22 protein-coding genes are annotated in these 23,042 nt (G+C 51.0%); 10 read left to right on the forward strand and 12 right to left on the reverse strand.

The window, feature by feature from the left end; genetic code table 11:
- Nucleotides 1-12: 12 nt before the first annotated feature.
- A complete protein-coding gene (locus C4F37_RS16580) occupies nt 13-213 on the forward strand; it encodes a YpfN family protein (RefSeq protein WP_000383836.1) in 201 nt (66 codons plus the stop codon).
- A gap of 80 nt (nt 214-293) precedes the next feature.
- On the opposite strand, the gene ypfH is transcribed toward C4F37_RS16580, so the two are convergent.
- From ypfH to dapA, 6 genes are all read right to left on the reverse strand, one after another.
- Nucleotides 294-992 (reverse strand): esterase, encoded by a 699-nt coding sequence (gene ypfH, locus C4F37_RS16585; protein ID WP_000679819.1) that lies wholly within the window; start codon nt 990-992, stop codon nt 294-296.
- Nucleotides 993-1,065: 73 nt separating this feature from the next.
- On the reverse strand, nt 1,066-3,081 hold the full coding sequence (gene tmcA / locus C4F37_RS16590; RefSeq protein ID WP_001539318.1) for a tRNA cytosine(34) acetyltransferase TmcA: 2,016 nt from the start codon (nt 3,079-3,081) through the stop codon (nt 1,066-1,068).
- Nucleotides 3,082-3,095: 14 nt separating this feature from the next.
- Nucleotides 3,096-3,959 carry a KPN_02809 family neutral zinc metallopeptidase gene (ypfJ, locus tag C4F37_RS16595; RefSeq protein ID WP_001267498.1) on the reverse strand — a complete coding sequence of 288 codons (864 nt, stop codon included), beginning with the start codon at nt 3,957-3,959 and terminating at the stop codon, nt 3,096-3,098.
- A gap of 167 nt (nt 3,960-4,126) precedes the next feature.
- Entirely contained in the window at nt 4,127-4,840 is a 714-nt protein-coding gene (gene purC / locus C4F37_RS16600; protein ID WP_001295467.1) for a phosphoribosylaminoimidazolesuccinocarboxamide synthase, read from the reverse strand.
- A gap of 212 nt (nt 4,841-5,052) precedes the next feature.
- Nucleotides 5,053-6,087 carry an outer membrane protein assembly factor BamC gene (bamC, locus tag C4F37_RS16605; RefSeq protein WP_001539320.1) on the reverse strand — a complete coding sequence of 345 codons (1,035 nt, stop codon included), beginning with the start codon at nt 6,085-6,087 and terminating at the stop codon, nt 5,053-5,055.
- A 16-nt stretch (nt 6,088-6,103) separates the two neighbouring features.
- On the reverse strand, nt 6,104-6,982 hold the full coding sequence (gene dapA / locus C4F37_RS16610) for a 4-hydroxy-tetrahydrodipicolinate synthase (protein ID WP_001295469.1): 879 nt from the start codon (nt 6,980-6,982) through the stop codon (nt 6,104-6,106).
- A gap of 145 nt (nt 6,983-7,127) precedes the next feature.
- On the opposite strand from dapA, the gene C4F37_RS16615 reads away from it, so the two are divergent.
- The gene (locus C4F37_RS16615) at nt 7,128-7,700 is read left to right on the forward strand and encodes a glycine cleavage system transcriptional repressor (protein ID WP_000176187.1); all 573 of its coding nucleotides are present in this window, start codon (nt 7,128-7,130) and stop codon (nt 7,698-7,700) included.
- A complete protein-coding gene (gene bcp, locus C4F37_RS16620; RefSeq protein WP_001068682.1) occupies nt 7,700-8,170 on the forward strand; it encodes a thioredoxin-dependent thiol peroxidase in 471 nt (156 codons plus the stop codon). Before C4F37_RS16615 ends, bcp begins: the two co-directional genes overlap by 1 nt.
- Nucleotides 8,171-8,268: 98 nt before the next feature.
- Here bcp and C4F37_RS16625 read toward each other — a convergent pair whose 3' ends face one another.
- On the reverse strand, nt 8,269-9,330 hold the full coding sequence (locus C4F37_RS16625; RefSeq protein WP_000892033.1) for an AI-2E family transporter: 1,062 nt from the start codon (nt 9,328-9,330) through the stop codon (nt 8,269-8,271).
- A gap of 212 nt (nt 9,331-9,542) precedes the next feature.
- Here C4F37_RS16625 and bepA point away from each other — a divergent pair, with 212 nt between their 5' ends.
- Nucleotides 9,543-11,006 carry a beta-barrel assembly-enhancing protease gene (bepA, locus tag C4F37_RS16630; RefSeq protein ID WP_000489658.1) on the forward strand — a complete coding sequence of 488 codons (1,464 nt, stop codon included), beginning with the start codon at nt 9,543-9,545 and terminating at the stop codon, nt 11,004-11,006.
- Between the two features lie 20 nt (nt 11,007-11,026).
- Nucleotides 11,027-11,386 carry an arsenate reductase (glutaredoxin) gene (gene arsC, locus C4F37_RS16635; RefSeq protein WP_001539322.1) on the forward strand — a complete coding sequence of 120 codons (360 nt, stop codon included), beginning with the start codon at nt 11,027-11,029 and terminating at the stop codon, nt 11,384-11,386.
- A 137-nt stretch (nt 11,387-11,523) separates the two neighbouring features.
- Here the strand turns inward: arsC and C4F37_RS16640 are convergent, their stop codons facing one another.
- From C4F37_RS16640 to upp, 3 genes are all read right to left on the reverse strand, one after another.
- Nucleotides 11,524-12,225, reverse strand: coding sequence for a DnaA inactivator Hda (locus tag C4F37_RS16640; RefSeq protein WP_001307333.1), 702 nt, complete (start codon nt 12,223-12,225; stop codon nt 11,524-11,526).
- A gap of 94 nt (nt 12,226-12,319) precedes the next feature.
- A complete protein-coding gene (gene uraA, locus C4F37_RS16645; protein ID WP_000198327.1) occupies nt 12,320-13,609 on the reverse strand; it encodes a uracil permease in 1,290 nt (429 codons plus the stop codon).
- An 85-nt stretch (nt 13,610-13,694) separates the two neighbouring features.
- Entirely contained in the window at nt 13,695-14,321 is a 627-nt protein-coding gene (upp, locus tag C4F37_RS16650; protein ID WP_001295473.1) for a uracil phosphoribosyltransferase, read from the reverse strand.
- 324 nt (nt 14,322-14,645) lie between these two features.
- On the opposite strand from upp, the gene purM reads away from it, so the two are divergent.
- From purM to ppx, 4 genes are all read left to right on the forward strand, one after another.
- Nucleotides 14,646-15,683, forward strand: coding sequence for a phosphoribosylformylglycinamidine cyclo-ligase (purM, locus tag C4F37_RS16660; protein ID WP_001296287.1), 1,038 nt, complete (start codon nt 14,646-14,648; stop codon nt 15,681-15,683).
- Entirely contained in the window at nt 15,683-16,321 is a 639-nt protein-coding gene (gene purN, locus C4F37_RS16665) for a phosphoribosylglycinamide formyltransferase (RefSeq protein WP_001028626.1), read from the forward strand. Before purM ends, purN begins: the two co-directional genes overlap by 1 nt.
- 171 nt (nt 16,322-16,492) lie before the next feature.
- Entirely contained in the window at nt 16,493-18,559 is a 2,067-nt protein-coding gene (ppk1, locus tag C4F37_RS16670) for a polyphosphate kinase 1 (RefSeq protein ID WP_001467886.1), read from the forward strand.
- 4 nt (nt 18,560-18,563) lie between these two features.
- A complete protein-coding gene (gene ppx / locus C4F37_RS16675) occupies nt 18,564-20,105 on the forward strand; it encodes an exopolyphosphatase (RefSeq protein ID WP_001121350.1) in 1,542 nt (513 codons plus the stop codon).
- Nucleotides 20,106-20,143: 38 nt separating this feature from the next.
- Here ppx and pdeF read toward each other — a convergent pair whose 3' ends face one another.
- Nucleotides 20,144-22,387, reverse strand: a complete 2,244-nt coding sequence (gene pdeF, locus C4F37_RS16680; protein WP_000772715.1) for a cyclic-guanylate-specific phosphodiesterase PdeF — start codon at nt 22,385-22,387, stop codon at nt 20,144-20,146.
- Between the two features lie 181 nt (nt 22,388-22,568).
- Entirely contained in the window at nt 22,569-22,721 is a 153-nt protein-coding gene (locus C4F37_RS27570) for a hypothetical protein (protein WP_000017558.1), read from the reverse strand.
- A 17-nt stretch (nt 22,722-22,738) separates the two neighbouring features.
- On the opposite strand from C4F37_RS27570, the gene C4F37_RS16690 reads away from it, so the two are divergent.
- Nucleotides 22,739-22,930, forward strand: coding sequence for a YfgG family protein (locus tag C4F37_RS16690; RefSeq protein WP_000076001.1), 192 nt, complete (start codon nt 22,739-22,741; stop codon nt 22,928-22,930).
- Nucleotides 22,931-23,042 lie beyond the last annotated feature (112 nt).

The raw sequence follows: 23,042 nt of genomic DNA on the forward strand, positions 1-23,042 counted from the left end.
GAGGAAATAAGCATGGACTGGCTGGCTAAATATTGGTGGATTCTGGTGATTGTCTTTTTGGTAGGCGTCCTGCTGAACGTGATTAAAGATCTCAAGCGCGTCGACCATAAGAAATTTCTCGCCAACAAGCCGGAGCTTCCCCCGCATCGTGATTTCAACGATAAGTGGGACGATGACGACGACTGGCCGAAAAAGGATCAACCGAAGAAGTAAGCTAAGTGGCCGGATAAGGCGTTAACGCCGCATCCGGCCATGATGCCTGATACAGTCTTATCAGACCTACCCGGCTATTATTACATCATTTCAATCACATCATCATCGCCAGGCTTACCGCCGCTTAGCGCTTCGTCGAAATAATGTTTCGGAATGGTATAACGCAAGTGATCCAGGGCTAATTGCATACTGCGATTGTCGATCGCATGGCCTAAATCCTCCACGATATCCAGCGTCACATCGCCACCGGCACTGATTAACGCTTCCTGCGCCGCAACCGCATGCGCCAGATCGATAACCGGATCTTCACCGCCATGAATCAAGTGAATTGTTGTGGCTGTAGACGCGGTTTCCGGCAGGCTCGCGTAGCGTCCGTTGAAGGCAATGACGCGCGAAGCAAGGCCCGGTTCGGCTTTAATGCTCTCCAGCGCCATAATCGCGCCTTGTGAGAAACCGATTAGCGCCGTGGCATTAGCCCCTACTCCGCTTTGTTTCTGCCAGTAGCGCACCGTCTCAATAAACGTCGGCATGATGGCATCCACACGCGCCTGGCGATTATCTTCCGTAATACCCTGCACCGAAAACCACTGACGCCCCGCCGGATTACCGCTCGGCTCCGCGCCACCGACACTCACCACCAGCGCATCAGGAAACAGCGGCGCAAACCAGCTGCCTATTTCCCCCATTGCCACCGGGTTATCCCCGACACCGTGGAAAAGCAGTAACAACTGTTGTGCTGGTTTATCCGGGCTTTGAACAACAAAATGGTCATGTTTCATGGCGAACTCCTTAACTGATGTCATTAATTTTACGCCGCTGACTCACAATGACCATGGGAGAAAATTGAAGGAGTCAGTGAAAAAATTGCCATTGCGTTATGCGATCGCGCAGACGCTCAGTGCGAACATCATCAAGTGCGAATAGCGCCTGCGCGGCCTCTTCCCGCTGGCGAACCAGTAACAGCTTACGGCCTGAAAGTTTAAGTGTGGTACATAACTGCGCGTCACTGGCGTTTTTCTGTAAACGCCCACGCAGCGCCGGTAATGCCAGTTCGCTGGTTTGTAACAGACGCATTAAGCAACCTAACGACGTTAATAGCGGACGATGAGCGAAAGCAAAACCGGCCAGTTCAAGCCAGTCGTCGTCAGAAAGGACGGCATCGTTTAGTGGATCAACAGGAAGCATTTCGCCATTCCACTGCGCGAGAGCTTGCGCATCGCGACGTAAACGGTAATGCTCACGTTCAGCCAGCTGTTTACCCGCATCACTCATCGGTAACAGTGCCATCGCCGTATAGCAACCGCTGCTGGCTTCACGATGATTACCCATTCGCACCAGCACAAAACCGCAGCGTTGCCAGAAACGCCATAATTCCCCGGTGTAACCAAAACTCACCGAAAGATAGTCGAGGTCCTGCGTATATTGCAAAGCACCAGCAATCAGTTGCTGACCTGTGCCTTCCCGCTGACGAGCCGGATGAACTGCTATTCGGCTGACCCGCCTTCCGCGCAATGTCGCCGCCAGTGGATTGCTGCCGTGCGCCGCCAGCGACTGGGCCACCAGATTACCCCGCGGGCGACGAAGACCTGCCCATACCGCCTGACTGAGTTCTTGAGATAATCCGCCCTCATCCACCAGCCACAGCGCCCCGGCAATCTCGTTTTCGCCAGCCGCCTGTAAAAAATGTTGCCCTGGTGCATCCATCATCCGGCGTAAATCCAGCGGCGAAGTCCGGTAGTGCGCACCAGACAATAACTGATAAACCTTTAACGGCGTTTCTGGCTCGCTTCGCCATAACGTCTGTTCAAATGCGGAAATAACGATATTGCCTTGTGGTGTATGGGTGAAGTTTTCATCGTCAAAAACCAGTGCCTCACTAACCATTTTTTCCAGCGGGCATCCCTGCGCCCAACGGATCGGCTGTTGTAGTTCAAAACGGTGTAAATGCGGAAAGCGAGCGCAAAATTTCAGCAAAAAACCACGTCCGGTGCCTTCGTAGCCCTGCACCGTAGTGGTTAACAACGTTCGAGGAAAACGCGATACCAGTTGATGCAACAACGGCGCAGGTATAGCTGCGGCTTCATCGACCACCAGCCAATCGGCTTGCTCATCGCTGGCTAACAAGGCATCCGGTGCAATAAAGCGAAACTTCTCGCCCGCAAATTGTGCCAGTACATCCGTTGCCGCTTTTGCGGGCGCGGTGACAATCGCACTGCCCGCAATACGAGAAATGAGTTGCCCTGCCAAGGCCGACTTACCGCGCCCACGCGCAGCAGTTACCGCTGCCACGCCCGGCGGCATGGTCAGTAGCTGCTGTAAGAGTTGCTGTTGTTCTGGTTGTGGTGCGCCGGTAGCGGGGTGCCAGTCAGTACGGGGAGTAAAATGCGCCAACGAGAACGGCTGGTTTTGCCGCCAGAGGATAGCGTCGTTATTCGCCGTAAGTACGCGTTTGAAATGCTGGACAAAATGCGGCGTCGCAATAGGGTCAGGGCAATCACTCCAGCGCAGCGAGTCGGCATCAGGTTGGTTTTCCCACTCATCCCATACAGGGAGTAACAACACCAGCCAGCTTCCCGCTTTCAACGTTCCGCTAAGTGCCGCAAAGGCAGCGGCATCAAAGCCTTGGCGGGCGTCGAATACCGCATGCCGGAACTCGCGCCCAAGTAAAGTTTGTAGTGCCGAGGGAGAACAGTGGTTTTCAGCATCTGGCTGCGGCGAAATCCACAGCCAGTCGCCAGGTAAGGCATCACGCAACTTAAGCGCATGATCAAAACACCAACGCTCTTCCCCGCTCAACACCAGCAAGCGGCGGATCCCTTCACGTTTCATTTGCGCTGTTAATGTGTGAAGCGCAGTCAGTTCAGCCATCCCTGCCCCGGAAGTTAAATGCTTTTACCAAAAGTATTGCATTGTGCCGGATCGCCGCTGTCGAAACCACGTTTAAACCAGCTGTAGCGTTGCTGAGAAGTGCCATGAGTGAAACTGTCTGGTACTACTCGCCCCTGACTTTGCTGTTGTAAACGGTCATCGCCGATGGCCTGCGCCGCGTTCAGCGCCTCTTCCAGATCGCCGGTTTCCAGAACACCTTGCTGCTGCATACTATGCCCCCAGACACCGGCAAAACAGTCGGCCTGGAGTTCCATACGCACAGATAAGCGGTTTACTTCCGCCTGCGTCGCGTTTTGTTGCAGTTGACGAACTTTCGGCTCGATGCCTAACAGTTTCTGCACATGATGACCGACTTCATGAGCGATAACGTACCCCTGGGCAAAATCGCCATCCGCGCCAAGTTTGTCTTTCATGTCATCATAGAAGGAGAGATCGATATAAACTGTGCCATCCGCCGGGCAATAGAATGGCCCCATTATGGACTGGCCCGCCCCGCAGCCGGTACGCGTCATTCCACGGTACATGACCAGCTTCGGTTGCTGATAGGTTTTACCCATCTTCTCGAATTGCTGTCCCCAGGTGTCTTCCGTGGTTGCCAGAATCACCGAGGTGAATTTTGCGGCTTCGTCTTCATTAGGGCTAATTGACCGCGTTGATTGCTGTTGGGAAACCGGCTGTCCGGTCATCAACCCGGTTAAATCAACGCCATAGTAGCCTGCAACCAGTACGACTATCAGTAAAATCAGCCCGCCTTTACCGCTTGGCAGGCGAAAACCGGGACCGCCCATTGACGGACCGCCGGAGCTATTGCGCCTGTCTTCAACATTGTCACTTTCACGTCGCCCTTGCCAACGCATAGATACCTCAACATTATATTCATTATAGAAATGATCGTAGGTGGTTCAGAGGAAGATTACCACAGGAAAGCGGGATGAAATGGCGGAGGAATGAGCGTTCAATGCACATCTTATGAGAGCGGTTGTCTTGCCGTGCCAGCAGCACGGCAAGATGATGAACAGAAAAATCAGTCCAGCTGTACACCCAGGCGGCGGGCAACGGCTTCATAGGCTTCGATCAGGCCACCGAGGCTCTGGCGGAAACGGTCTTTATCCATTTTCTCCAGCGTTTCTTTGTCCCACAGGCGGCTGCCGTCCGGGGAGAACTCATCGCCCAGTACCACTTCACCTTTGTACAGGCCAAACTCCAGCTTGAAGTCGACCAGAATGAGACCAGCATCATCGAACAGTTTTTTCAGCACGTCGTTCGCTTTGTAGGTCAGCTCTTTCATACGCGCCAGGTTCTCTTTGCTCACCCAGCCAAAGGTTTCGCAGTAAGATTCGTTGACCATCGGATCGTGCATGGCGTCGTTTTTCAGGAACAGATCGAACAGTGGCGGGTTCAGCTCAATACCTTCTTCGATTCCAAGACGTTTCACCAGAGAGCCAGCAGCACGGTTACGCACGACACACTCAACCGGCACCATATCCAGCTTTTTCACCAGACATTCGGTATCGGAGAGCAGACGCTCCATTTGAGTCGGGATACCCGCTTCAGCCAGTTTGCTCATAATGAAGTAGTTGAACTTGTTGTTCACCATACCTTTGCGATCAAACTGCTCAATGCGCGCGCCATCCCCTGCTGACGTATCATTGCGGAATTCGAGCACCAACAGGTCCGGGTTTTCCGTGCTGTATACGGTTTTCGCTTTACCACGATACAACTCAGCTTGCTTTTGCATCTTTATCACTCCTGGGTGTGAATTAACGTTTTAAAATCTTTTGCTGTCTGGTGTGCCGGATGTTTTGTCGGATGCGGCGTAAACGCCTTATCCGACCTACGTCCGACAAACAAATTTCGTGCGAATTACCGCTAAAATCGCGTTTTTCTGTCGACGCACACGTTTGCGTATCATATCAGAAAAAAGGGCCGGATGACTCCAGCCCTGTATTTTTACTTGCTAAACGCAGCCTGGAAGACAGCTACCAGCGCGTCGTTCTGACTCTGAGTCAGAGTATGACCTTTCGGATCGATGAACTGTAGGCTGCTGCGGTTATCTAAATCGCCAACCTGCAGTTTATAGTCACCGGATGCCAGACCTGGATCGCTCGCGCCCAGTTCGTGCCATTCGCTGTCAGACAGCGGCTTATAAGTTACGGCCATGTTGCCCTGCGAACGGGTGCTGTCGGTCACTTTCATGCCCACTTTTTCTAGCGCAGCTGGCAGACGTTGCCAAACCACATTGAACGGCCCGCGTACGACCAGCATTGGTAAACCGGTGTCATCAGCTGCACTTTGTACGTCCATAGTGGTGGAGGCACGATTTTGCGCAGCGTTCGCGGCGTCAGTGGCAGATTTATCCAGACCGGCGGAAATAACGTTCATCATCTCCGTGCTGTAACGCTGCATGGAAGCCGCGTCTGCAACCGGTTTGCCCGCCTGTTCCAGGTTCAGCAGTTTAACCGTAACCGCCTGCTGATAACCCTGCGGCTTAACAGAGATTTGATAACGACCACGATACTGCTCGTCTTCGTCCAGACGGTTCCATTGTACCCAATCGGTGGTCAGTGTCTGACCAGCATCATCACGTTGGGTGATGGTGTAGTTTTTCGCCTGCAGCACGCTAACCACCTGCAGCCACAGAGTATTGCCACGACCATTTTCCACCAGCAATGAAGCGGTATCGCCCGTGAACTGGGTACGCGCGCCAGAAACCAGTGCCAGCGGCTGGGCTGGTGGACGAATGTCCAGCGCCTTACCGACAGCACCACTACCGTTGGTCACCGGGATTGCATAATCACCGGAGGTCACCGGCAAGATCATTCCAGCCGGGGCATGAAGCTCCGCAAGCGGTGCCGCTTCCAGGTAGGCTTCATCACCACTGACCTGACGCTTATAGCGTGAGTCAGAACTACAGGCAGCGAGTAATAAAACAAGCGAAACACCCGCAACCTTTGCCAGGCGCGACTTTTGAACAGAGTAAGCCATCAAATCTCCCTAAACTTTACAGCAAACCGGCATGCTTAAGCGCCGCTCTGACCGTCTCACGACCACTGTCGGTGATAGGTGTCATTGGCAGGCGCAGCGTATCGGTCGCCACAAGACCCAGTTCCTTACATGCCCATTTCACCGGGATTGGATTGGGTTCGACAAATAGTTTGTTGTGTAATGGCATCAGACGCTGATTAATAACGCGTGCCTCGGCAAAATGCCCTTCTGCTGCCAGTTTGCACATCTGGGCCATATCACGCGCTGCGACGTTAGCCGTAACGGAAATAACCCCATGACCGCCTAATTGCATGAAGTCCAGCGCGCTCGCATCATCGCCGCTCAGCAGAACAAAATCATCTGAAACCAGCTCTTTGATCTGGTTTACACGCGTTAAGTTCCCTGTTGCCTCTTTGATTCCGATAATATTTTTTACTTTCGCCAGACGGCCCACCGTTTCCGGGAGCAGATCGCAGCCAGTACGGGACGGCACATTATACAGAATTTGCGGCAGGTCAGTATGTTCAGCGATGGCTTTGAAATGCTGATACAAACCTTCTTGCGACGGACGATTGTAGTAAGGGGTTACCGTCAGGCAGCCGACGATACCGCTGTCATTGAAGCGCTGCGTCAGGCTAATGGCTTCCGCAGTAGCGTTAGCACCGGTCCCGGCAATCACCGGAATGCGCCCGTCAGCCAGCTCCAGCGTCATCATCACCACATCAGCATGTTCGTCATGATTTAAGGTAGCGGACTCGCCAGTGGTGCCAACAGAAACGATCGCCGAAGTACCGCTGGCGACATGATAATCAATCAGTTTTTTCAAGCTAGCCCGACAGACATTACCTTTTTCATCCATCGGAGTAACAATCGCGACAATACTTCCCGTGAACATGGGCCATCCTCTGTGCAAACAAGTGTCTCAATGGTACGTTTGGTATGGCATTAAAAGCAAGCAGACAGAACCGTTCTGATTGTTGTATGCATGTTTTTTTTATGCTTTCCTTAAGAACAACTCACCCCTTGAAGGAATAACCAGTTTGACACTGTCATCGCAACATTATCTGGTGATCACTGCGTTGGGTGCCGATCGCCCTGGAATAGTGAACACCATCACCCGTCATGTCAGTAGTTGCGGCTGTAATATTGAAGACAGTCGCCTGGCGATGCTGGGAGAAGAGTTCACGTTTATCATGCTGCTTTCCGGTTCATGGAATGCCATTACTCTGATTGAATCAACGTTACCGTTGAAAGGTGCCGAGCTGGATCTTTTAATCGTGATGAAGCGCACGACGGCGCGTCCGCGTCCGCCAATGCCAGCATCTGTCTGGGTTCAGGTCGATGTGGCAGACTCCCCGCATTTAATTGAACGCTTCACAGCACTTTTCGACGCGCATCATATGAACATTGCGGAGCTGGTGTCGCGCACGCAACCTGCTGAAAATGAACGGGCTGCGCAGTTGCATATTCAGATAACTGCCCACAGCCCCGCATCTGCGGACGCAGCAAATATTGAGCAAGCGTTCAAAGCCCTATGTACAGAACTCAATGCACAAGGCAGTATTAACGTCGTCAATTATTCCCAACATGATGAACAGGATGGAGTTAAGTAATGAATCCACTGAAAGCCGGTGATATCGCACCGAAATTTAGCTTGCCGGATCAAGACGGAGAACAAGTTAATTTGACCGACTTCCAGGGACAGCGTGTTCTGGTTTATTTCTACCCGAAAGCCATGACCCCCGGCTGTACCGTACAGGCCTGCGGCTTACGCGATAACATGGATGAGTTGAAAAAAGCGGGCGTTGATGTGCTGGGTATCAGCACCGATAAACCCGAAAAACTCTCCCGTTTTGCGGAAAAAGAGCTGCTTAACTTTACGCTCCTGTCTGATGAGGACCACCAGGTGTGCGAACAATTCGGCGTCTGGGGTGAAAAGTCCTTCATGGGCAAAACCTACGATGGTATTCATCGCATCAGCTTCCTGATTGACGCTGATGGCAAAATCGAACATGTCTTTGACGATTTCAAAACCAGCAATCACCACGACGTTGTGCTGAACTGGCTGAAAGAACACGCCTGATTACTTTGCTCCATTCCGTGCTGGCTGCGCTTGCGGCCAGCACATCTCAAATCTTCTCACTGCCCTGCAACACTCGTTTAAAATTTTTTCGCTGAAGGTCAGTCTTGCGCGATTTGCCCATCAGGCCAGGCGTGAATCACGGCTTTGATCAGCGTCGCCAATGGAATAGCGAAGAATACGCCCCAGAATCCCCACAAACCACCGAAGATCACCACTGATAAAATAATCACCAGAGGATGCAGGTTAACCGCTTCGGAGAACAACACCGGTACTAACAGGTTGCCGTCCAGCGCCTGAATAATCAGATACACCGCGAAGCAGCTCCAGAATTCCGTGCCAGCACCAAACTGGAATAGCGCCACGCCAACCACCGGAATGGTCACCACAAATGCGCCAATGTACGGAATAAGTACCGAGAAGCCGACCAGCACCGCCAGCAGCAGCGAATAGTTCAGCCCAAAGAGCAAGAACCCCAGCCAGGTGGCGATCCCTACCACGATCATCTCCAGCACTTTGCCGCGGATATAGTTGGTGATTTGTTGATTCATCTCCTTCCACACCTGTCCTGCCAGTCCACGGTTGCGCGGCAGCACCCGGCGAACGGCGTTCAGCATCTGCTCTTTGTCTTTCAGCAGGAAGAAGACCATCAATGGCACCAGCACCAGATAGACGGCAATGGTCAGCAAACCAACCAACGAGGCGAGGGAAATTTTCACCACCGAATCGCCCATGGTCAGCATCCTACTGCGCATATTTTCAGCCATTGCATCAATAATGCCCGCATCCATTAACGCCGGATAGCGGCGCGGCAACGTGGCGGCAAAGTCAGAAAGCTTATTGAGCATCCCCGGCATATCGCGGATTAAGTAGATGCCCTGCTGCCAGGCGATAGGCAGTACCACGAACGCCATCAGTAGCAGGATGCCCACAAACAGGATCAGCACGATAGATGTCGCCCAAGGGCGGGAACAGCCAATAGACTGCAGGCGGACAGTCGGCCATTCCAGTAAATAGGCCAGCACAATAGCCACCAGCAACGGCGCGAGTAGGCCGCTAAAGAAAAAGATAATGCCAAAACCAGCAACCAAAATAACCAGCAAGGCAATCGCTTCCGGGTCGCTAAAACGGCGGCGATACCATTGCATCAACATTTCGAGCATACAGACCTTCCCTGAACCTCAAGAGCGGGATTGCGATCCGCAATTGTATCGAAATGTCACAAAAAAGACTTCGCTTTTTATGACGGATTCAGGAAACTGAAAAGTCATTTGAGTGGGCTAATCTTCGCCGTTACACTCAAAGGCGGCGCGGTGGGAACGATATTTCACAGTATCGGTCAAATGACTATCTCCAGAAATACAGGATAGAGGTTATGTTCAGGCAGTTGAAAAAAAACCTGGTTGCAACCCTCATTGCTGCTATGACCATTGGTCAGGTAGCCCCGGCGTTTGCCGACAGCGCAGACACCTTGCCGGATATGGGAACCTCCGCAGGAAGCACACTTTCCATTGGTCAGGAAATGCAGATGGGCGACTATTATGTCCGCCAGTTACGCGGCAGCGCGCCGTTAATTAATGATCCGCTGTTAACGCAATACATTAATTCGCTAGGAATGCGTCTGGTTTCGCATGCCAATTCGGTTAAGACACCGTTTCATTTCTTTCTGATCAACAACGATGAAATTAACGCCTTTGCTTTCTTTGGCGGCAACGTGGTGCTGCACTCTGCCCTGTTCCGTTATTCCGATAACGAAAGTCAACTGGCTTCAGTTATGGCGCACGAAATCTCCCACGTCACCCAACGTCACCTGGCGCGAGCGATGGAAGATCAGCAGCGCAGCGCGCCGCTGACCTGGGTCGGCGCGTTAGGTTCTATTTTACTGGCGATGGCCAGTCCGCAGGCGGGGATGGCGGCGCTGACCGGTACACTGGCGGGAACGCGCCAGGGGATGATCAGTTTCACCCAGCAAAATGAACAGGAAGCGGACCGCATTGGTATTCAGGTGCTGCAACGCTCGGGATTCGATCCGCAGGCGATGCCGACCTTCCTCGAAAAATTACTCGATCAGGCGCGTTACTCTTCGCGCCCGCCAGAAATTCTGCTCACTCACCCACTACCGGAAAGCCGTCTGGCTGATGCCCGTAACCGTGCCAATCAGATGCGCCCGATAGTGGTGCAATCGTCAGAAGATTTCTATCTGGCAAAAGTGCGCACACTGGGGATGTACAATTCAGGGCGTAACCAACTCACCAGTGATTTGCTGGATGAATGGGCGAAAGGAAACGTTCGTCAGCAACGAGCGGCGCAATATGGTCGTGCTTTACAGGCGATGGAAGCCAATAAATACGACGAAGCGCGTAAAACGCTGCAACCGTTACTGGCGGCAGAACCTGGCAACGCATGGTATCTCGATCTGGCTACCGATATCGATCTTGGGCAAAACAAAGCCAATGACGCTATCAATCGCCTGAAAAATGCCCGCGATTTGCGCACCAATCCGGTGTTGCAGCTCAACCTGGCGAACGCTTATCTGCAAGGGGGGCAACCACAGGAAGCGGCCAATATTCTGAATCGCTACACTTTTAACAATAAAGATGACAGCAACGGCTGGGATTTACTGGCACAGGCGGAAGCCGCACTAAATAACCGCGATCAGGAACTGGCTGCGCGAGCAGAAGGTTATGCGCTCGCCGGGCGACTCGATCAGGCTATTTCCTTGTTGAGTAGCGCCAGTTCTCAGGTGAAATTAGGCAGCCTGCAACAAGCGCGTTACGATGCGCGCATCGACCAGTTGCGCCAGCTGCAGGAACGCTTTAAGCCTTATACCAAGATGTAATTCGCATTAAAGGAAGAACAATGACCAAACAGGTAAAAATCTACCATAACCCACGCTGTTCAAAGAGCCGGGAAACGCTGAACCTGCTGAAAGAAAACGGCGTGGAGCCAGAAGTGGTGCTCTACCTTGAGACACCCGCCGATGCGGCAACGCTGCGTGATTTGCTGAAAATGCTGGGGATGAATAGCGCTCGTGAATTGATGCGCCAAAAAGAGGATCTTTATAAAGAACTGAACCTGGCTGACATTTCACTTAGCGAAGAGGCGCTGATTCAGGCGATGGTGGATAATCCGAAGCTAATGGAACGCCCGATTGTGGTCGCGAATGGCAAAGCACGGATTGGTCGTCCACCGGAGCAGGTACTGGAAATCGTGGGTTAAGATGTGCTCCATCGCTAGTTGAAGCACATTGCCGGATGCGACGCTTGCCGCGTCTTATCCGGCCTACGAATACTATGGATTAACTTCGCGTAGGTCGGATAAGGCGTTCGCGCCGCATCCGACAATAAACACCTTATCTACAACTTCAGAATTTCTTTCACAAAAGGAATGGTCAGCTTGCGTTGCGCGGTAATCGACGCACGATCCAGCTGATCCAGCGTCATAAACAACGTGCGCATTTCTCTGTCGAGCCGCTTCAGCAAGAAACGCCCCACATCTTCCGGCAGTTCAAAACCACGCAAACGCGCGCGTAACTGTAGCGCCTGCAACTTATCTTCATCAGAAAGTGGCTGCAATTTGTAGATCTGCCCCCAGTCGAGACGCGACGCGAGATCCGGTAATCCCAGATTCAACTGCCGCGGTGGACGATCGCCGGTGATCAACAACCGTGTTTTGCCCGATTCCAGAATTCGATTGTAGAGATCGAAAATCGCCATCTCCCACAACTCATCGCCGGCAATACACTCAATGTTGTCAATACAGACCAGCGACAAATGCTCCATACCGTCGAGCACTTCCGGAACAAACCAGGTGCGTTTATCCAGCGGGACATAGCCCACCGCATCGCCACGCTGTGACAATTCCGCGCAAGCCGCGTGCAGCAGATGGCTGCGCCCCGCGCCTTCGCGTGCCCAGAGATAGATGTAACCGCTATGTTCCTGACGCAGCACGTTTTGCAGCGCGGCCAGTAAAGAGGAGTTATCCCCCGGCCAGAAACTTGCAAAGGTTTCGTCGTCAGGAAGATAAAGTGGCAAAGAGAGCTGTGCCGGTGTGTTCAGAGATACCTCAACCAGGATTTCACAAAATCGCGAGAAGTTTACCACAGAATCCCATGATGTTTGAACCGGGCAGCAACACTGCCCGGTCGGTACATTATTTGTCTGTTATATCCGCGTCTTCTGCGTCCAGCACCACTTCTTCAGGGCGCAGCATACTAATCAGTTTGAAGATCAAACTTAAGCCGATACCGACGATGGTCGCCAGCGCCATACCTTTCAGCTCCGCCGCGCCAATGTTTACCTTCGCACCACTGACGCCGATGATCAAAATAACGGAAGTCAGGATCAGGTTCTGTGCTTTGTTGTAATCCACTTTCGATTCGATCAACACACGAATACCGGAAGCACCGATGACCCCGTAAAGCAGCAGCGAAACGCCGCCCATCACCGGCAATGGAATCATCTGGATAGCAGCAGCCAGTTTACCGACGCAGGAAAGCAGGATAGCGAAAATCGCCGCACCGCCGATAACCCAGGTACTGTAAACACGGGTGATCGCCATCACGCCAATGTTTTCTCCGTAAGTGGTGTTTGGTGTGGAACCAAAGAAACCGGAGATCACGGTCGACAAGCCGTTAGCAAACATCGAACGGTGCAGACCTGGATCGCGCAGCAGATCTTTTTTGACGATATTAGCCGTTACGACCAGGTGCCCTACGTGTTCGGCAATAACCACTAACGCCGCTGGCAGAATAGTCAGAATGGCAAACCACTCGAAGCGCGGCGTATAGAGGGTCGGCAGCGCAAACCAGTGAGCATTAATAATCGGCGTGGTATCGACAATTCCCATTGCGAAAGAGAGCGCGTACCCCACCAGCACGCCAATTAAAATCGGGATAATTGCCAGGAAACCACGAAACAGCACGGAACCTAAAACCGTGACCGCCAGGGTGGTAATAGAGATGATGATGGTTTTGGAGTCTGGCGTTTGCCCTTCAGCCGGGAGTAAACCCGCCATACCGGCAGCTACGCCCGCCAGCTCCAGACCGATGACGGCAACGATTGCGCCCATTGCCGCAGGTGGAAACAGCACGTCCAGCCAGCCGGTCCCCGCTTTCTTCACGATAAAAGAAACCAGGCAGAACAGCACGCCGCACATAATAAAGCCGCCCAGCGCAACTTCATACCCCAACGGCAACAGTAACAATACCGGTGAAATAAAGGCAAAGCTGGAACCAAGATAAGCCGGAATTTTCCCTTTACAGATGAAGAGATACAGCAGTGTTCCTATACCGTTAAATAACAGTACAGTCGCCGGGTTAATATGAAATAAGACGGGCACCAGGACGGTTGCACCAAACATGGCGAACAAATGTTGCAAACTAAGCGGGATTGTCTGTAAAAGTGGCGGTCTTTCACTCACCCCGATAGCACGGCGCGTCATAGTATTATCCTCTGTATTATGTGTTATAGGCGCTTTACTCAAAAAAAAGCCGACTCTTAAAGTCGGCTTTAATTATTTTTATTCTTTATTTCGTACCAAAGATTTTGTCACCGGCATCGCCGAGGCCCGGAATAATGTATCCGTGCTCGTTCAGTCCCTGGTCAATCGATGCAGTATACAGTTCGACGTCCGGGTGCGCTTTTTCCAGCGCAGCGATACCTTCTGGTGCAGCTACCAGCACCAGAACTTTGATGCTGCTGCAGCCCGCTTTTTTCAGCAGGTCGATGGTCGCGATAACGGAACCACCGGTTGCCAGCATTGGGTCAACGATCAGCGCCATACGCTCATCGATGTTAGAAACCAGTTTCTGGAAGTACGGTACCGGCTCCAGCGTTTCTTCATTACGGTACATACCGACGACACTGATGCGCGCACTCGGAACGTTTTCCAGCACACCGTCCATCATCCCAAGACCCGCACGCAGAATTGGCACAACGGTAATTTTCTTACCTTTGATCTGGTCGATTTCTACCGGGCCGTTCCAGCCTTCGATAGTGACTTTTTCCGTTTCGAGGTCGGCGGTCGCTTCGTAAGTCAGCAGGCTACCCACTTCGGAAGCGAGTTCGCGAAAGCGCTTGGTGCTGATATCTTGCTCACGCATCAGTCCCAGCTTGTGTTTGACGAGTGGGTGTTTGACTTCCACGATCTTCATACTCTTTCTCCTTTGAGGGGCAGCCACAAAAAAAATCGACGGATTATACCTCCTTTCTTCAAGGCGGCAATATTATTTTCGTTGACTTTAGTCAAAATGATAACGGTTTGAGATAAAGTTATTTTATATTCAAATGGTTATGGAAGAAGATTATTCCATCCGAAAACGATCCTTTGCCCTGGTACAAGTATTCTTTCGCCGCGCGCCTGGGGAAAAGACGTGCAAAAAGGTTGTGTAAAGCAGTCTCGCAAACGTTTGCTTTCCCTGTTAGAATTGCGCCGAATTTTATTTTTCTACCGCAAGTAACGCGTGGGGACCCAAGCAGTGACCGATAAAACCTCTCTTAGCTACAAAGATGCCGGTGTTGATATTGACGCGGGTAATGCTCTGGTTGGAAGAATCAAAGGCGTAGTGAAGAAAACGCGTCGTCCGGAAGTGATGGGCGGTCTGGGCGGCTTCGGTGCGCTGTGTGCATTGCCGCAAAAATATCGTGAACCTGTGCTGGTTTCCGGCACTGACGGCGTAGGTACCAAGCTGCGTCTGGCGATGGACTTAAAACGTCACGACACCATTGGTATTGATCTGGTCGCCATGTGCGTTAATGACCTGGTGGTGCAAGGTGCGGAACCGCTGTTTTTCCTCGACTATTACGCAACCGGAAAACTGGATGTTGATACCGCTTCAGCGGTGATCAGCGGCATTGCGGAAGGTTGTCTGCAATCGGGCTGTTCACTGGTGGGTGGCGAAACGGCGGAAATGCCGGGGATGTATCACGGTGAAGATTACGATGTCGCTGGTTTCTGCGTTGGCGTGGTAGAAAAATCAGAAATCATTGACGGCTCTAAAGTCAGCGACGGCGATGTGCTGATTGCACTCGGCTCCAGCGGCCCGCACTCGAATGGCTATTCGCTGGTGCGCAAAATTCTTGAAGTCAGCGGTTGTGATCCGCAAACCACCGAACTTGATGGTAAGCCATTAGCCGATCATCTGCTGGCACCGACCCGCATTTACGTGAAGTCAGTGCTGAAGTTGATTGAAAAGGTCGATGTGCATGCCATTGCGCACCTGACCGGCGGCGGTTTCTGGGAAAACATTCCGCGCGTATTGCCAGATAATACCCAGGCAGTGATTGATGAATCTTCCTGGCAGTGGCCGGAAGTGTTTAACTGGCTGCAAACGGCAGGTAACGTTGAGCGCCATGAAATGTATCGCACCTTCAACTGCGGCGTCGGTATGATTATTGCCCTGCCTGCTCCGGAAGTGGACAAAGCCCTCGCCCTGCTCAATGCCAACGGTGAAAACGCGTGGAAAATCGGTATCATCAAAGCCTCTGATTCCGAACAACGCGTGGTTATCGAATAATGAATATTGTGGTGCTTATTTCCGGCAACGGAAGTAATTTGCAGGCAATTATTGACGCCTGCAAAACCAACAAAATTAAAGGCACCGTACGGGCAGTTTTCAGCAATAAGGCCGACGCGTTCGGCCTTGAACGCGCCCGCCAGGCGGGTATTGCAACGCATACGCTCATCACCAGCGCGTTTGACAGTCGTGAAGCCTATGACCGGGAGTTGATTCATGAAATCGACATGTACGCACCCGATGTGGTCGTGCTGGCTGGTTTTATGCGCATTCTCAGCCCGGCGTTTGTCTCCCACTATGCCGGGCGTTTGCTGAACATTCACCCTTCTCTGCTGCCGAAATATCCCGGATTACACACCCATCGTCAGGCGCTGGAAAATGGCGATGAGGAGCACGGTACATCGGTGCATTTCGTCACCGATGAACTGGACGGTGGCCCGGTTATTTTACAGGCGAAAGTCCCGGTATTTGCTGGTGATACGGAAGATGACATCACCGCCCGCGTGCAAACCCAGGAACACGCTATTTATCCACTGGTGATTAGCTGGTTTGCCGATGGTCGTCTGAAAATGCACGAAAACGCCGCGTGGCTGGATGGTCAACGTCTGCCGCCGCAGGGCTACGCTGCCGACGAGTAATGCCCCCGTAGTTAAAGCGCCAGCTCTGCCGCTGGCGTTTTTCAATTCACCTGTAAATCGCAAGCTCCAGCAGTTTTTTTCCCCCTTTTCTGGCATAGTTGGACATCTGCCAATATTGCTCGCCATAATATCCAGGCAGTGTCCCGTGAATAAAACGGAGTAAAAGTGGTAATGGGTCAGGAAAAGCTATACATCGAAAAAGAGCTCAGTTGGTTATCGTTCAATGAACGCGTGCTTCAGGAAGCGGCGGACAAATCTAACCCGCTGATTGAAAGGATGCGTTTCCTGGGGATCTATTCCAATAACCTTGATGAGTTCTATAAAGTCCGCTTCGCTGAACTGAAGCGACGCATCATTATTAGCGAAGAACAAGGCTCTAACTCTCATTCCCGCCATTTACTGGGCAAAATTCAGTCCCGTGTGCTGAAAGCCGATCAGGAATTCGACGGCCTCTACAACGAGCTACTGCTGGAAATGGCGCGCAACCAGATCTTCCTGATTAATGAACGCCAGCTCTCCGTCAATCAACAAAACTGGCTGCGTCATTATTTTAAGCAGTATCTGCGTCAGCACATTACGCCGATTTTAATCAATCCTGACACTGACTTAGTGCAGTTCCTGAAAGATGATTACACCTATCTGGCGGTGGAAATTATCCGTGGCGATACCATCCGTTACGCGCTGCTGGAGATCCCATCAGATAAAGTGCCGCGCTTTGTGAATTTACCGCCAGAAGCGCCGCGTCGACGCAAGCCGATGATTCTTCTGGATAACATTCTGCGTTACTGCCTTGATGATATTTTCAAAGGCTTCTTTGATTATGACGCACTGAATGCCTATTCAATGAAGATGACCCGCGATGCCGAATACGATTTAGTGCATGAGATGGAAGCCAGTCTGATGGAGTTGATGTCTTCCAGTCTCAAGCAGCGTTTAACTGCTGAGCCGGTGCGTTTTGTTTATCAGCGCGATATGCCCAATGCTCTGGTTGAAGTGTTACGCGAAAAACTGACTATTTCCCGCTACGACTCCATCGTCCCCGGCGGTCGTTATCATAATTTTAAAGACTTTATTAATTTCCCCAATGTCGGCAAAGCCAATCTGGTGAACAAACCACTGCCGCGTTTACGCCATATTTGGTTTGATAAAGCCCAGTTCCGCAATGGTTTTGATGCCATTCGCGAACGCGATGTGTTGCTCTATTATCCTTATCACACCTTTGAGCATGTACTGGAACTGCTGCGTCAGGCTTCGTTCGACCCGAGCGTACTGGCGATTAAAATTAACATTTACCGCGTGGCGAAAGATTCACGCATCATCGACTCGATGATCCACGCCGCACACAACGGTAAGAAAGTCACCGTGGTGGTTGAGTTACAGGCGCGTTTCGACGAAGAAGCCAACATTCACTGGGCGAAGCGCCTGACCGAAGCAGGCGTGCACGTTATCTTCTCTGCGCCGGGGCTGAAAATTCACGCCAAACTGTTCCTGATTTCACGTAAAGAAAACGGTGAAGTGGTGCGTTACGCACACATCGGGACCGGGAACTTTAACGAAAAAACCGCGCGTCTTTATACTGACTATTCGTTGCTGACCGCCGATGCGCGCATCACTAACGAAGTACGGCGGGTGTTCAACTTTATTGAAAACCCATACCGTCCGGTGACATTTGATTATTTAATGGTGTCGCCGCAAAACTCTCGCCGTCTGTTGTATGAATTGGTGGACCGCGAGATCGCCAACGCGCAGCAAGGGCTGCCCAGTGGTATCACCCTGAAGCTAAATAACCTTGTCGATAAAGGCCTGGTTGATCGTCTGTATGCGGCCTCCAGCTCCGGCGTACCGGTTAATCTGCTGGTGCGCGGAATGTGTTCTCTGATCCCCAATCTGGAAGGCATTAGCGACAACATTCGTGCCATCAGTATTGTTGACCGTTACCTTGAACATGACCGGGTTTATATTTTTGAAAATGGCGGCGATAAAAAGGTCTACCTTTCTTCCGCCGACTGGATGACGCGCAATATTGATTATCGTATTGAAGTGGCAACGCCGCTGCTCGATCCGCGCCTGAAGCAGCGGGTGCTGGACATCATCGACATATTGTTCAGCGATACGGTCAAAGCACGTTATATCGATAAAGAACTCAGTAATCGCTACGTTCCCCGCGGCAATCGCCGCAAAGTACGGGCGCAGTTGGCGATTTACGACTACATCAAATCACTCGAACAATCTGAATAACCCTATGCCAATACACGATAAATCCCCTCGTCCGCAGGAGTTTGCTGCGGTCGATCTTGGTTCAAACAGTTTTCACATGGTCATAGCCCGTGTGGTAGATGGTGCCATGCAGATTATTGGCCGCCTGAAACAGCGGGTGCATCTGGCGGACGGCCTGGGGCCAGATAATATGTTGAGTGAAGAGGCAATGACGCGCGGTTTGAACTGTCTGTCGCTATTTGCCGAAAGGCTACAAGGGTTTTCTCCTGCCAGCGTCTGTATAGTTGGTACCCATACGCTGCGTCAGGCGCTGAACGCCACTGACTTTCTGAAACGCGCGGAAAAAGTCATTCCCTACCCGATCGAAATTATTTCCGGTAATGAAGAAGCCCGTCTGATTTTTATGGGCGTGGAACATACCCAACCGGAAAAAGGTCGCAAACTGGTTATTGATATTGGCGGCGGTTCTACAGAACTGGTAATTGGTGAAAATTTCGAACCGATTCTCGTTGAAAGCCGCCGGATGGGTTGTGTCAGCTTTGCCCAGCTTTATTTTCATGGCGGGGTCATCAATAAAGAGAATTTTCAGCGCGCTCGCATGGCGGCAGCACAAAAACTGGAAACGTTAACCTGGCAATTTCGAATTCAGGGCTGGAACGTGGCAATGGGCGCTTCCGGTACCATAAAAGCCGCCCATGAAGTGTTAATGGAAATGGGCGAGAAAGACGGGATAATTACCCCGGAACGTCTGGAAAAACTGGTAAAAGAAGTTTTACGGCACCGTAATTTCGCATCGCTGAGTTTACCTGGTCTTTCCGAAGAGCGGAAAACAGTCTTCGTTCCTGGACTGGCGATTTTATGCGGTGTGTTTGATGCTTTAGCCATCCGTGAACTGCGCCTTTCTGACGGGGCGTTACGCGAAGGCGTACTGTATGAAATGGAAGGACGTTTCCGTCATCAGGATGTGCGTAGTCGCACTGCCAGCAGCCTCGCCAACCAGTATCACATCGACAGCGAACAGGCCCGACGGGTGCTGGATACCACTATGCAAATGTACGAACAGTGGCGGGAACAGCAACCGAAGCTGGCGCATCCACAACTGGAGGCGCTACTGCGATGGGCCGCCATGCTGCATGAGGTCGGGTTGAATATCAACCACAGCGGTTTGCATCGCCACTCCGCTTATATTCTGCAAAACAGCGACTTGCCGGGTTTTAATCAGGAACAGCAGCTGATGATGGCGACACTGGTGCGCTATCACCGTAAAGCGATTAAACTCGACGATCTGCCGCGCTTTACCTTGTTTAAGAAGAAACAGTTCCTGCCACTGATTCAGCTATTGCGCCTTGGCGTATTACTCAATAATCAACGTCAGGCAACCACCACACCGCCAACATTGACGCTGATTACTGATGACAGTCACTGGACACTGCGTTTCCCGCATGACTGGTTTAGTCAGAATGCGCTGGTACTGCTTGATCTGGAAAAGGAGCAAGAATACTGGGAAGGCGTGGCTGGCTGGCGGTTGAAAATTGAAGAAGAAAGTACACCAGAAATCGCCGCTTAATGCTTTGCGGGCCGACGAGAAATGTCGGCCCGCATTATTCAGGCACTTTCGCGAATGGGTTCGATTTCATTCAGCGTATCAATTAACGGTTGCGGCTTACCAATAAGATAACCCTGCATATAATCGATCCCCAAAGAGAGCACCGCCTCGCGGATCTCTTCGTTTTCAACGTACTCTGCCACTACCCGCATTTTCTTCATTCGCGCCAGGTGGCAAATCGACGCCACTATCTGATAATCCAGACTATTTGACACAATATTGCGGATAAAACTGCCGTCAATTTTAAGCAGATCGGCATTCACATTTTTAAGCCGCGCATAGCTGGCGTAGCCGGTGCCGAAATCATCAATCGCAATCTGGCAGCCTAATTCCTGAAGATGCTGCAAGGTGATTTGCGCCTGCTTAACATTGGTCAGAGCATTACTTTCGGTGACTTCAAAAATAAGTTGCCACGCTTCAATCTGATATTTAGCCAGCAGCTGACTGACTTCAACAGGAAAACGAGCCTGACATACCGAGGTTGGAGACAGATTAATAGCAAAACGGTGAGCGGGCATCTTCGCTCTGTTTTCAGCCATAAATTGCAGCGTATGCTCAATGACCCACATGTCGATACTCGACGATAAACCAAATTCGTGCGCGACCGGTAAGAAGCTATCGGGGCTGATCAGTTCATCATTCTCACCTTTCATGCGCAGAAGAATTTCATGGTAGACATCACCACGCATACCGGTAATCGGCTGGGCCATCAGGAAAAAATGGTTGTGTTCCAGCGCCCGCTGTAGCCGATTCATCATCGCGACTTTATCTTTCAATTCGCGTTGCAAATACATTGCTCCGCGACGCTGCATATTTTCCGGGGCGTTGGTCACGATGGAAAGTTCGGCCACTGTATTTAGCTCTCCCAGCAGCAGGTAGATATGATTCACTGGCGAGCGCACATAGCAGTAACTGACGCCAATCTGCGGTTGCATCGGCATTCCATCCCAAAAGAAACGAAATTGCTTGAGATGGCTATCCAGTGCGGTAATGCGCTCCTGGTGCGATTCTGTATTCAGCCGCAGCGCGAGATCGTTACCCGAAAGCTGATAAACATCTTCACCCGGTTCCAACAATGGTGACAGCCAGTGAGAAAGTTTTTGCTTGTATTGAATCCGCAGCATGATGCCATAATTCTTAACCAGCATTTCCATGCCAGGGATGCGTAAATAACAAAGCGCAGACCAGGGGGCATCACGTAACGCGCGATTCAGGGCGCGAACATTTGGCAGATGAACCACCGGGTCCACATACGCAAGCCGCTGAATGCGTCTGACTACCGCTCGCTGACGGGTTGCCAGTACAGCCATGTAATTGACAATAAAAGAGAATACCAGATAACTGGAGGAGGTTATGGTGAGCTGCGTGGTATAGCCAGGATAAATGGGAATGTAATTTTGATAGCTGTGGATGCTGATCATCAACACGACCGCCCAGAGCAATGAAATCAGCTTATAACCATAGCGCATCGCTCCCCACATCATCAGGGGCAGCAATAATGACAAGGTGTAATTGGTGCTAAAAATCGTGCTTTTTTCATTTAACGGCATGCATAACAGCAATAGTAAAGCACCTAATGCCAGTAGCCAGATTGCGAACTCTTTTTTGGTAACTTTGGCATCAACCTGCTGTTTTAATTGCGAATAATAGCTACGTAAATAAAACGGATTTCGCACCACCCGAATGATGAAGTAGCACAGCGGGACACCAATCAGATTACCCACCAGCAAGGCCTGATAATTGATTAAGGTCCCGAGGTTAAAGGGCATGACGCCGACCAGATTTTCTCTGCTCGCCAGTAACCCTACAAACGCAGCAAACTGGAAAAGTATCAGAAACAGCGTTGCAGGAAACACAATCTGCCAGAATAGTCGCTGGGAAATTAAACGGCTATCACCATGTGAAACGTTGTTACGCCGGGGGGTAAAAACCCTGTAACCGCCCCAACAGAGAATGATAATGATAATAAAATTAGCCGTTAATGAGAGCGTTTCGTAAAAACCCAGCTCTGCATATTTGCGGACAAAAATCCCTAAGGCGATCCCTGGCAATGCCGCCCAGCTGAAAAACATCATCATGCTGATCATCAGTGCCAGTGGCAGATAAAAGAGAAAAACTTCACCGGAAGAAATATGCGCGAAAGTATTAATGTGGGCGAAAATGGGCAAGATTAAAGAAGGCAGGAACAGCGGAAGCCCCCACCATTTATCACGTATTTTTATATAAGTTGCATTCAGTTTCATAGATGCTCAGCAGAATCCCCCACATCCTGAAGGAGGTGTATTCAGACAGGCATCCCACCTGACTTCGAATGATGATTATTCATCACTATAGAGAGCAATGATTCTAAGTGTCATATGAAAGTTCCAATTGATATATATCAAACAAAATAACCCTGATTAATGAATTATTACGTTTATCATGTTAACTCATCATTATTACATCATCATTGTAAATAATTAAATTAACTTTCATAACATTAAAATATGTATCAACTGACGCTTTTTTACATAACGAAGAATTGACCATTTTGTCCTGTTGTGCCTTAATGTAAGTACCGTCCACGGCGTGGGACATACTTCAAGGAACCTTTTGTGAGTCAGGCAACCAGTATGCGAAAACGACACCGATTTAACAGTCGCATGACCCGTATCGTACTGCTCATCAGCTTTATCTTCTTCTTTGGCCGTTTTATCTACTCGTCCGTCGGTGCCTGGCAGCACCATCAGAGCAAAAAAGAAGCTCAGCAATCCACACTCTCCGTCGAATCACCGGTACAACGTTAGCGGTTACCTTCTCCACTCTCACAGAACATAACGGCACCTCGCTGTCGGATGCTTTTGCTCTTTGGGATTATCAAAGCGGCAGATATTTTTTCATCTTAAATTTTACGTCTTT

This window comes from Escherichia sp. R1 (genome assembly GCF_003000935.1).
GTDB lineage: Bacteria > Pseudomonadota > Gammaproteobacteria > Enterobacterales > Enterobacteriaceae > Escherichia > Escherichia coli.